Genomic DNA, 11,558 nt, shown 5'->3' with positions numbered 1-11,558 from the left:
AAMTGYAGGGAGCTGCCGCAGGCTGCGATCTTTTAGCAATCACCGCACAATCAATGTCCGGACGCGGCCGGGCCTGCTTTTGCGGCAAACGGCGGCTTCGCCAGCCACACAATCAGAATCAGCCCCATGAACCCCCAGCCCAGCAACGTGAAGTAATCCACGGTGGAGAGCATGTACGCCTGGCTGGTGAGGATCTGATCCATCTGCGCGTACGCCGATTGGCTCGCGCCACCTAAATGATTCAACGTCTCGCGGGTCGCCGGCTCGAAGGTACTGATGCTTTCGCTCATGTACGCATGATGCTGATCGGCGCGGCGGATCCAGATCCAGGTTGTCAACGATGCCGCAAAGCTACCGCCCAAGGTGCGCAAGAACGTCGCCAGACCGGCGCCGTCGGCGATCTGGCTCGGCGGCAGGTCGGACATCAGGATGCTCAGGGTCGGCATGAAGAACAGCGCCACGCCAATCCCCATGAACAGCTGCACCAGGGCGATGTGCTGGAAGTCCACCTCGTTGGTGAACTCGGCGCGCATGAAGCAGCTCAAGCCAATCGCGAGGAACGCCAGACCGGCCAGCAGGCGCAGGTCGAACTTGTTCGCGTACTTGCCGACAAACGGCGACAACAGCACCGGCAGAATCCCGATCGGCGCCACCGCCAGACCGGCCCAGGTCGCGGTGTAACCCATCTGGGTTTGCAGCCACTGTGGCAGGATCAGGTTGATGCCGAAGAACCCGGCGTAACCCAGCACCAGCACCAGCGTACCGATGCGGAAGTTGCGATGGGCGAACAGGCGCAGGTTGACCACCGGATGCTGGTCGGTCATTTCCCAGATCACAAATACTGCCAGGGCGATCAGCGAAATCGCCGCACCGATGATGATGAAGTTCGATTCGAACCAGTCCAGGTCATTGCCCTTGTCGAGGATGACCTGCAACGCGCCGACGCCGATGATCAGCGTGATCAGACCGACGTAGTCCATCGGTTGGCGACTGGTCTCCACCGGACGCTTGGCCAGCTGCGAACGCACCACCATCACCGCAAAGATGCCGATCGGTACGTTGATGAAGAAGATCCACGGCCAGCTGTAGCTGTCCGTGATCCAGCCACCGAGAATAGGCCCGGCAATCGGCGCGACCACCGTGACCATCGCCAGCAATGCCAGGGCCATGCCGCGCCTCGCGGGCGGATACACGGCAATCAACAGCGTCTGCGTCATCGGGTACAGCGGGCCGGCCACCAGGCCTTGCAGCACACGAAAGCCGATCAGTTCCGGCATCGAGGTCGAGATACCGCAGAGAAACGAGGCCAGCACGAACAGAATGGTGGCCCAGAGAAACAGCTTCACCTCGCCGAAACGGCGGCTGAGCCAACCGGTCAGCGGCAGCGCGATGGCGTTGCTTACGGCAAACGAGGTGATCACCCAGGTGCCCTGCTCCGAACTCACCCCTAGGTTGCCGGAGATCGTCGGCAGCGCCACGTTGGCGATGGTGGTGTCGAGCACTTGCATGAACGTCGCCAGCGACAGGCCGATGGTGCTGAGCAACAGGCTGGGCGGCGTGAAAGAGGCGTTATTGCTCATTGTGAATCCTATGAAACCGGGTTGACGCTGCGTCTGTTAAAGAAGCAGTTGCCCATAAGGAACAGGCTCTTGTGATGAAGAAGTTCCTCTGTGGTGAGGGGATTTATCCCCGATGGGTCGCCAAGCGGCCCGTCCTTAGATTCAGAAAAGCCGGGCCTGCTGCGCAGTCCATCGGGGATAAATCCCCTCACCACAGTAAATCTCATCACCTTGAGAACCTGTTCCCACAGGGGAAAGATTCAGCGTTGCGCGGTTTTGCTGACCGCAGCGCTGTTGTCGTGGATCAGTTGCGCAATCATCGCGTCGGCCTCAGCCAGTTGGCGGTCGTAGACGTTGGTGCTGAACGAGGCCTTCTGCGGCGGTTGCTGGGCCAGCACCGGGCCGCTCTGGTCGTGCAGGTTCACTTCAACGTTGGTCGACAGACCGACGCGCAATGGATGCCTGGCCAGTTCTTCGGCGTTGATATGAATCCGCACCGGCACACGCTGCACGATCTTGATCCAGTTACCAGTGGCGTTCTGCGCCGGCAACAGAGCGAACGCGCTGCCGGTACCGGCGCCGAGGCTGTCGACGGTGCCGCTGTACTTCACGCTGCTGCCGTAGATGTCGGACTCGATGTCCACCGGTTGGCCGATGCGCATGTCACGCAGTTGGGTTTCCTTGAAGTTGGCGTCGATCCACAGTTGATCCAGCGGAATCACCGCCATCAGCGCGGTGCCTGGCTGTACGCGCTGACCGAGCTGCACAGTGCGCTTGGCGACGTAACCGGTAACCGGCGCGATCAGGGTGCTGCGGGCGTTGGTCAGGTACGCCTGACGCAGTTCAGCAGCGGCCTGCATCACGTCCGGATGCGACGAGACCACGGTGGCATCGACCAGCGCGCTGGTGGTTTTCAGTTGTTGTTTGGCGTTGGCCAGGGCGTTTTGCGCCGAGGTCAGGTCGTCGCGGGCGTGGGACAGTTCTTCCTGGGAAATCGCCCCGCCAGCGGCGAGGTTTTTCCGGCGGTTGTAGTTGTCCTGAGCTTTCTGTACTTCGGCCTGTTGCGCGTTGACCTGGGCTTTCATGCCGTCAACGTTGCTGTACAGGCCGCGCACCTGACGCACGGTGCGCGCGAGTTTCGCCTGAGCACTTTGCAGGCCGACTTCGGCGTCGTTCGGGTCGAAGTTGACCAGCACCTGACCTTCGTGAACCAGATCACCGTCGTCGGCGCCGATGCTGACCACGGTGCCGGTGACCAGCGGCGTGATCTCGACGACGTTGCCGTTGACGTAGGCGTCGTCGGTGCTTTCGTTGAAGCGCCCGATGAATTCGTGATACGCCCAGACGCCGGCCCCGGCGAGCAGGACCACGACGGCCAGCACCAGCAGCATGAATTTGCGCTTGCGTGGATTGCCAGTGTCGGGCGTGTTGGCTTGAGTTTGGGTGTTTTCGGCAGTGGCCATGACAAATACCTGAATTAGTTGTGCGACGTGGCTGGGGTGGCGTTGGCTGCGGTCAGGGTCTCACCCTGAAAGCCGCCGCCCAGCGCTTGCATCAGTTGAATCGACAGGTCGATCTGCTCGGCATTGAGGTTGGCCAGCTGACGCTGGGCCTGCAGCAATTGCTGCTCGATGCTGAGCACGTCCAGGTAGTTGCCGATGCCGGAACCGTAACGCTGGACGACGGTGTTGTAAGAATCCTGAGCAATCTCGGTAGCGTGTTGTTGCGCGCCGATCTGCCGGCCGATGTCACGCAACTGGTTGATCGTGTCGCTGACATCACCCAGGGCTTTCACCAGGCTTTTGTTGTACTGCGCCACCGCCAGATCGTAATCGGCGTCACGCGCATCGAGGTTGGCGCGCAGGCGCCCGCCGTCGAAGATCGGCACCGAAATGGTCGGGGCGATGTTGAAGAAACGACTGGCCGACCCGAACATCGCGTCACCCAACAAGGATTCGGCACCGGCCGAGGCCGTGAGGTTCAAGTTGGGATAGAAGCGGGTTTTCGCCGAGTCGATGTCTTTGCTCGCCGCCTCTACGCGCCAGCGCGCAGCGACCAGATCCGGACGCCGGCCGAGCAGCTCTGCCGGCAGCACCGACGGCACCGCCACGGCGCTGGCTTGCAGGACTTTCGGTCGAGCAATTTCGTTGCCGCGATCCGGGCCTTTGCCGAGCAACACGGCCAGGGCGATTTTCGCGCTGTTCAGACGTTTTTTCAGCGTCGATCAGGCTGGCTTCGGAGCTGGCCTCAAGGCTTTGGGTTTGCTGGAACTGGTACTGGCTGTCGATCCCGGCACTCAAGCGGCGCTGACTCAAATCGAGCATTTGTTTGGTGCGCTTGAGATCGTCGTTGGCCAGGTCGTAGACAATGTGCGCTTGACCCAGATCGCTGTAAGCCCGGGCCACGTCGGCGGCGAGGGTCAACTGCGCTGCCTGACGATCGACTTCGGCGGCGCGGGCCTGACCGAGTGCGGCTTCCCAGGCATCACGCTGGCCGCCCCACAGGTCGAAATTGTAGTTGAAGCCGGCGCTGACGTTACGCACCGTCGCGTAGGCATCACCCTGCCTCGCGGGTCCTGATCCTTGGCCAGGCGCGAACGGCTGATGCCGGCACTGGCGTCGAGGGTCGGATAGCGTTCGGCATCGGCGGCATACGCGGCGGCGCTGGCCTGATGGGCGCGGGCTTCGGCGATCTGCATGTCCGGGCTGTCGTGCAGCGCTTCGCGGATGAGACCGTCGAGTTGCGGATCGCCGAGGCTGGTCCACCAGTCGCTTTTTGGCCAGGCGGCCGGCGACAGGGTCACGCCGTTGAGCGACTGGCCGACTTTCAGGCTTTTCGCATCGAGGTTTTGGCCCTGAGTGTCGAGGCCGCTGTAGTTGGCGCAACCGGCGAGGATCATCGCCGACAGCAGCAGGGTCAGGCTGCTGCGCAAGGTTTTACCGCTCATTGTGTTCACCTAAGCGCTGGATCGTGATCGGGTCACCGGCTGCCAGCAGGATTTTCTTGAGGATGTATTCCAGGGTTTTCAGCTCTTCACGAGAGATGGCGCCGGCCAGTTCATTCATCGCATCGGCGCCGATATAGGGCAGGCGATCGGCCAGTTGCTGGCCCTGCTCGGTGAGCTTGAGCTGCACCTGACGGCGATCGCCTTCGCTGCGTTGGCGAACCAGGAAACCTTTCTGCTCCAGACGATCGAGCATGCGCGTCATCGAACCGCTGTCCAGCGACAGGTGCCGGCACAGCTCGGCCGGGGTGTCGACGCCGTACTGGGCCATGATGATCAACACCTTGAACTGCGCGGCGGTGATGCCGTGGGGTTCCATGTGGGTGTCGATGATCCGGTCCTTGAGCAACGCGGCGCGGCCCAGCAACAGGCCGAGATGGCAATGTTTGAATTCGTCCGGGGTGAAATGCTTCATGTGCTCACCTAATAACTGCCTAGGCAGTGAATGTATGTCGAGATGTTACTGCCTAGGCAGCGAATGTCAACGCAATAGTTAGGTTGCTTTGTAATTAGTTGACCAACGGACTGGGTTTTTGTGTTGCACAGGCGCACGCCTTCGCGAGCAGGCTCGCTCCCACAGGATCTCCGCGCGACGCAAATTTTGCGTCTGATGGAAATCCCCTGTGGGAGTGAGCCTGCTCGCGAAGGCCGCGCCTCGGTTCAAATAAACAGGTGCGTTCTAGAAATCGCGCTTGTAGAAAATATCCAGCGAACTCGCCACGCCACTGGCCGCTTCGACATAGACCTTCTTGCTCAGCTTGTAGCGCAGCGCAATGGTGTTGGCCGGCTCGAACACGCCAACGCCATAACGCAGACTGAGTTTCTCGGAGATATTGCCGCTGGCGACCACACTGGTGGTGTTGCCGCTGCCCTGGGTATCGAGCTGAAAATCCTGAATCCCCAGGTCCTTGGCCAGACTGCTGGTGACCCCGGAACTGCCCATCAAGCCCAGACCCAACGCCGCTTGCGCGAGCATGTTGTTATCTTCGCCGTTGGTGCTCAACGGCCGCCCGAGCACCAGATACGACAACGCCTGTTCCTGGCTCATCGCCGGTTCGGAGAAGATCTGCGTAGTCGGTTGCTCGGCACTGCCGCTCAGGCGGATACCGGCGATCACGTCGTCGGTCTGGCGAATCGCTTCGATGTCCAGATACGGCTGATCGATCGGGCCGGCGAACAGCAGCCGCGCACGGCGCACGTTCAGGCGCTGGCCGTAGGCACGGTAACGGCCGTCGTTGAGCCACAGCTCGCCACGGGTGTCCATGTTGTCGCCGATGTGCACGTGACCTTGCAGGTTGGCGGTCAGGCCGAATCCGGCAAAACTCAGTTTGTCTTCGCCGACCACCACGTCGATGTCCATTTTCATCGCCAGCGGCGGTTTGCCCTCTTCGGTCTGTGCCCCGACGATGATCGTGTCATCGGAGACTTTCACCGTCGATGGCGGCAGTTCGCGCACAGTGATTTCGCCTCGGGGCACCTGGACCTTGCCGGCAATTTTCAGCTCGTCGCCGGCCATGGAAATCTTCAGGTCCGGCGCCACTTCCAGTTTGGCATAAGGCTCGACGGTCACCGGCAGTTGCGTGCCCTTGAGCGCGACATCGACCATCAGCGCCTGCCCCCAGGCGACGTTACCGTTCAGGCTGCCCTGCCCGCTTTTGCCGCTTTTCCAGCCGCCATCGAGGCGCACCGATTCGCCGGCAATCACCGCTTGCAGTTGCAGGTCCTTGAGCTCCATCGGCAGCTCGGCACCGGACACTTCGCCGTCGCTGAGTTTCACCGTGCCGTTGACCAGCGGCGCCAGCAGACCGCCGGAAATCGTGCCGCTGCCGTTGAGGCGTCCGGTGAGTTTTTCGACCATCGGCACAAACGGCCGCGCCACCGACAGGTCCAGTCCGCTCAGGCGGAAAGAGCCGCTCAACGGTTTGTTTTTCGGCAGCGGATTGAGCTGCGCCTGCACCATCAACTCGCCGAGTTTGCCGCCGACGAAGTTGAGTTCGGTGTCCACCCGCTTGGGTGTGAGTTTGCTGGTGAGCTTCAGGGTCTGGTACGGGAAGTCCAGCCACTGATCCTTTTCTTTCATGCGCAAAGTGCCGCCGCTGGCGTCGATGCTGACCACGCCATTGGGGCCGCTGGCCGGCAGATCCAATTGCAGATCGGCGTTGAGCCTGCCTTGCCAGGCAAAGTCTTTCGGCAACCACTGCGCGAGGCTTTCGATCGGGAACTGCTTGAGGTGGTAACGCAGTTTCGGCTCCGGCAGCAGGCGCTGATCTTCGCCGCACAGGCTGGCATTGCCGGACATCCAGCAATGCGCGCCGAAGTTGATCTTGCCGTCGGCGAGGCGTTCGAGTCTGGCCGGGCTCTGCAGTTTCCAGTCCTGGCCGCCGGCCTGAATGTCGCCGCTGGCCAGACGTCCGCGCCAATTGCCCTGGTCCAGATTGCCATCCAGACCGAGGGCCAGTTTCAGCTTCGGCCCGAGCAGGTCGAGGTTGAGTTTCTGCTGCTTGATGTCGCCTTGGGCGCTGGCGGTCAACACACCGAGGTTGGTGTCACCGGCCTGAATGCCGCTGCCCTTGAGGTCGATCTTCGCCCGTTGCGCACTGTCGAGCGTGGCATCGAGATTGAGGCTTTGCAGACGATTGTCCTGAAACGCCAGTTGCGAACCCTGCAAGCCGAGCTTGCCTTGCGGTGCCTTCAGCGTACCGGCGACATTGACCAGCCCCGTGACCTGCCCGCGCAACTGCGGCCAGAGCTGGGCCAGGCGCGTCAGCTTGATGTCGATCTGCCCGGTGAGTTTCTGTTGCAGGCTGCCCTTGCCGCTGATGCTGTTATCGCCGAGGCGGATTTGCAGGGCGTTGAGGTTCCACTGCTCGCCGGCGCCGTCCGCCTTGGCCTGGAGGATCGCCGGTTGCCCGCGCAATTTGCCTTTGAGGTCGAGGTCGGCGGTGAGGCTCAGGCGTTCGTTCTTCATCTCGCCTTGGCTTTTCAGCGGCCCGGCCAGGGTGCCAGGCAGTTCCGCGACCCAGTACGCCGGGTTCAGTGCCGAAAGATCCAGCGCAGTGTCCCAGGCGATGCCGTCGGCGAACTGCACGTTCACATGCCCTTCAGCCTTGCCCTGCCCGGCTTCCATCTTCAGTTGCGGCAAGGCGATCTGTTTCAGGCTGCCGCTGAACGGGCTGCTCAGGCTGAACGCCCCCGCCGGGCCATCGAGGTCGGCGGCGAAGTTACCGAGGTACTGACCGTCGGTGTAGGAGACTTCGCCGGTGAAGCTGCGCAAGGCAACTTGCGGCTCGTCGATTTCGTTATAGAGCCGGTGCCACGGAAAGTCCTGCCAGTTGATGTTGGCTTGGGCGCTGAGACCCTTGCTCCAGTCAACTCGGCCGGTGAGTTTGAGGCTTTGTTTGTCGTTGGCCGTCAGGTCGAGGCCGACAATCTGCGCGCCACTGGCGTCGACTTTGCCTTTGAGCAGCAGCCGCCACCGGCCCCTTGTCGGCGGGCAGCGTGGCGTTGCCATTGAGCTGGTAACCGTTTTTCAGATCACCTTCGCCGGTCAAGAGCAGTTGATTCAATTGCAGGGTGTCCGGCAGGTCAGCGCTCGGTTTGAACGCATCGCTGGTGATCCGTACCTTGGCCGGCAGATTTTCCGCTAGCGGTTGCAACTCGCCGCTCAACTGGCCGTCGAGGTAGCCATGACTGTCGGCGTGCAGGTTGAGGGTTTTCAGCAGATCGCCGTCGACTTTCAACGCCAGCGTCCAGGGGCCAGTGCCTGGGGACGGCAGGCTCAGGTCACCGGCGATGTTCAGCGGCCAGTTGCCGGTCGGTTGCAGCAGGCCGGAGAGGTTCAGGCTGAGGTCGTCGCGCTGCAATTTCACGCTGTCAATTTGCAGCCCTTGGGCAGTCCAGTGCGCCGCCAGCTGCAAGCCCTTGAGTTGCTCGCTGCCGTTGAACAGCAAGCTGCCAACCTGCACGTCACCGAGCTCGATGGCCAGCGGCAATTGCAGATCCGGCAGTTTGATCGGGCCGCTGTCGGTGGTTTCCTCACTCGGCGGGAATTGCAGGATCACCTGATCAGCCTTGAGCTGCTCGATGCAAAGCGTCATGCGCGTCAGGCACAGCGGCGACCAGGCGAAGATTGCCTTGTTCAGCTCGACCCGGCTGCTGTCCTGCTGCCACAGCAAATGATCGGCGCTCCATTGCCCGCCGAGGCGACCCTGGAAATTCTCCACGTTCAAACCCGGCACAAGGCTCAGCGCCCAACGGCTGCCTGCTTGCGTCCCGAGTAGAGTGGCGATGCTCAATACAACCAACAGCACCAGCGCCAACAATGCCAGTGCCGCTATTTTCAAACCACGCTTCACAGCTCAGGCCCCATGGAAAAGTGCAGCCGGATGCCGCCGTCGTCGTCCAGCGCGTGGGCCAGGTCGAGGCGGATCGGCCCCACCGGCGAGACCCAGCGCACACCGATACCGACCCCGGTCTTGAGGTTCGGCAGTTCGAGTTTGTTAAAGGAGTTGCCCTGGTCGACGAAGGTCGCGACCCGCCATTTCTCGGCAATTGAATATTGATATTCGACGCTGCCGGCCACCATGTAGCGCCCGCCGATGCGGTCGCCCTTGGCGTTTTCCGGGGACAGACTCTGGTAGTCGTAACCGCGCACGCTCTGATCGCCACCGGCGAAGAAACGTAGTGATGGCGGTACCGAGTTGTAACCGTTGGTGGCGCTGCCGCCGATCTGCACCCGACCGAGGAAGCGGTGGTTGTCGAACACCGTGGTCAGGCCTTTGATCAGCGCCGTGCCGTATAAAAGGTTGTTGTCCGAGCCAAGACCTTCCTTCGCCACTTTGCTTTCAAAGGTCAGGCGATAGCCGTTGTGCGGGTCGATGCGGTTGTCGCTCTTCAGGTACGAATAGCTGATGCCGGGCATCAACAAGGTGCTGAGGCCGGAGTCGTCGCCGAGTTCATATTCTTCGCGCTGCCATTTCAGCGAAATCACTCGCTGCCAGCCGCTGGGCAACTTGCTGTGCCATTCCGGGCCGAAGGTCAGCAGCTTGCTCAGGGTGTCGGAGCCGTCGATGTTTTCATATTGATAACCACCGGCCCAGCGCAGTTTGTCGGTCAGCGGCGGGTCGAGCGGGATGTCGTAGAACAGACCGACGTTTTGCCGTGGCGCCGACAGTTCGGCTTCCCAGCCGTAGCTGTCGCCCTGCGGGTTGACCCAGTGGCGGGTCCAGTTGGCCTTGATCCGTGGGCCGACGTCAGTCGAGTATCCGAGGCCCAGGCCCATGGTGCGTGGCTTGCGCGTGTCGAGTTTGACGTCCACCGGAATCACGTCGTTCTTCGCCGCGGTCGGCGCCGCATCGACGCGCACGCCCTTCGAAATAGCCGCTCGATTGCAGGTCGCGGTTGAGTTCGGCGATCAACTCGGAGTCATACGGGTCGCCGGCCTTGAACGGCACCATGCGTTGCAGCAGGTCTTCGTCGAACGGCGTGTCGCCCTCGAAACTGACGCTGCCCAGCGCATAACGCGGGCCGCTGTCGTAGATCAATTCAACGTCGGCCACCCCGGCACGCGGGTCGACCAGGAGTTTCTGGCTGGTGAAATGGCCGCTGAAGAAACCGAAACGCGAGGCCTGGTTCTGGATCAGACGTTTGGCGTCTTCATAACGCCCATGGTTGAGCACGGCGCCAGACTTGAGCGTGTCACTGCTCGGCACACGAAAGGATTTGAGCGAGGCCGCGGGCCCGTCGACGCGGATAGTCACGTTGCGCAGACGAATCGGCTCGCCAGGATCGATGTTCAGCACCAGGCGCGGTTTATCACCGCCCTTCACATCGCTGTCGATCTGCGGCTGGTAATAACCCAAGGCTTGCGCGGCTTTGCGCGCCTGCTCCTCGGCCCCGCGACTGAAGCGCAGCAAGGCTTGTTCGTCACGATCGCCGAGGCTGCCGATATAGCCTTCTATATTGGCCTTGAGTTCGTCGTTGGACGGTTTGATCCGCACGTCCAATTCACTTTGCGCCAGCGCCGCGCAGCTGATTAACAGCAGGAGCACGCCACTGGTAAATCTTCCTGGAAACTTCATAGGCGCGGATGCTATCACGGGCTTGGGAGCGTGATAGAACAGGAAATTTCCGAAGAAGTTCGATTGCTATGCTGTTGCAGTTTGTAACACCTGCGGATTGGCGTGGAAAAAAACGTGTTCACGCACCGGGCCGACGGCCACTTCGCCAATCTCCTCATAACCCTGACGTTTGTAGAATTCCAGGTAACGCGGGTTCCCGGTATCGAGTACGACGCCTTGCGAGGTTTCGTCCACCGCGCACCAGTTGTGCACGGCCGTCAACAGCTGCTCGCCAAAGTGTTTGCCTTGAAACTGCGGGTGGATTCCCAGCAGCGGCAACATGTGCACCGAATCGCTGGGCACGCACGCCGCCACCGCATCGTGATAGGCCAGATAACGCCGGGTGCAACGGAAGCCGGTGCTGAGCACCATGCGCAGGCGCCACGCCCAGCTCTCGGTGATCCCCAGACGCCGTTGCGGCGGCGCAATCAGGGCAATCCCGATCAGGCGGTCGTTGACCAGCAGGCCGATGGCTGGCAGGTCCTGCAGGAAATGCTGCTTGACCAGCTCACGCACCGTGGCCCGTACGCGCTGCTCGTAGCCCGGCCGCTCGGCCTCGAACAAGTAACCGAAGGTCGGTTCGTGGCGGTAGGCCTGATACAGCAGCGATCGGGCTTCGCGCGAGTAACCGCGGTCGAGCATGTGGATGTCGGCGATGGCAGTCTGGGTTTCAGGCATGACGGTGATTCTCCCCCCGGGGCGCAGCGCAAATGACTGCGCTCTTGTTGGTACGAACCTGTTGCAGGTGGCGCAGTTCCCCACAGGTATAGACCAACTCGGGATCTTCATCGACCGGGCGGGCCTCATCGCTGGCAAGCCAGCTCCCACAGTGCCTGCGTCGCACACAAAATATGTGAACACCATTGAACCTGTGGG

The 11,558-nt window shown here is 61.6% G+C and carries 5 protein-coding genes and 3 pseudogenes; 1 reads left to right on the top strand and 7 read right to left on the bottom strand.

What is annotated here, in order from left to right; genetic code table 11:
- Positions 1 to 50: 50 nt before the first annotated feature.
- The 7 genes and pseudogenes from HT737_RS25800 to HT737_RS25770 all read right to left on the bottom strand — a co-directional run bounded on the left by HT737_RS25800 (position 51) and on the right by HT737_RS25770 (position 11,360).
- Positions 51 to 1,580, bottom strand: a complete 1,530-nt coding sequence (locus tag HT737_RS25800) for a DHA2 family efflux MFS transporter permease subunit (RefSeq protein WP_131670137.1) — start codon at positions 1,578 to 1,580, stop codon at positions 51 to 53.
- 239 nt (positions 1,581 to 1,819) lie between these two features.
- The gene (locus HT737_RS25795) at positions 1,820 to 3,022 is read right to left on the bottom strand and encodes an efflux RND transporter periplasmic adaptor subunit (RefSeq protein ID WP_182404265.1); all 1,203 of its coding nucleotides are present in this window, start codon (positions 3,020 to 3,022) and stop codon (positions 1,820 to 1,822) included.
- 14 nt (positions 3,023 to 3,036) lie between these two features.
- A pseudogene (locus tag HT737_RS25790) lies at positions 3,037 to 4,506 on the bottom strand (efflux transporter outer membrane subunit).
- Positions 4,496 to 4,978 (bottom strand): MarR family winged helix-turn-helix transcriptional regulator, encoded by a 483-nt coding sequence (locus HT737_RS25785; RefSeq protein ID WP_041073261.1) that lies wholly within the window; start codon positions 4,976 to 4,978, stop codon positions 4,496 to 4,498. The pseudogene HT737_RS25790 and the gene HT737_RS25785 overlap by 11 nt, the downstream one beginning before the upstream one ends.
- A 264-nt stretch (positions 4,979 to 5,242) precedes the next feature.
- A pseudogene (locus HT737_RS25780) lies at positions 5,243 to 8,918 on the bottom strand (translocation/assembly module TamB domain-containing protein).
- Positions 8,915 to 10,643 (bottom strand): annotated as a pseudogene (locus tag HT737_RS25775) (autotransporter assembly complex family protein). The pseudogenes HT737_RS25780 and HT737_RS25775 overlap by 4 nt, the downstream one beginning before the upstream one ends.
- Before the next feature lie 66 nt (positions 10,644 to 10,709).
- Positions 10,710 to 11,360, bottom strand: a complete 651-nt coding sequence (locus HT737_RS25770; RefSeq protein WP_086794616.1) for an N-acetyltransferase — start codon at positions 11,358 to 11,360, stop codon at positions 10,710 to 10,712.
- On the opposite strand from HT737_RS25770, the gene HT737_RS31375 reads away from it, so the two are divergent.
- Positions 11,359 to 11,558, top strand: a 200-nt coding sequence (locus tag HT737_RS31375) for a hypothetical protein (protein WP_220459514.1), incomplete at its 3' end; no start/stop codon positions are given. The two genes, HT737_RS25770 and HT737_RS31375, sit on opposite strands and share 2 nt — an antisense overlap.

The sequence above is a fragment of the Pseudomonas sp. MD195_PC81_125 genome (assembly GCF_014060985.1).
In the GTDB taxonomy this organism is placed as follows: Bacteria; Pseudomonadota; Gammaproteobacteria; order Pseudomonadales; family Pseudomonadaceae; genus Aquipseudomonas; species Aquipseudomonas parakoreensis.
This window is presented reverse-complemented; position numbering and strand designations above follow the sequence as displayed.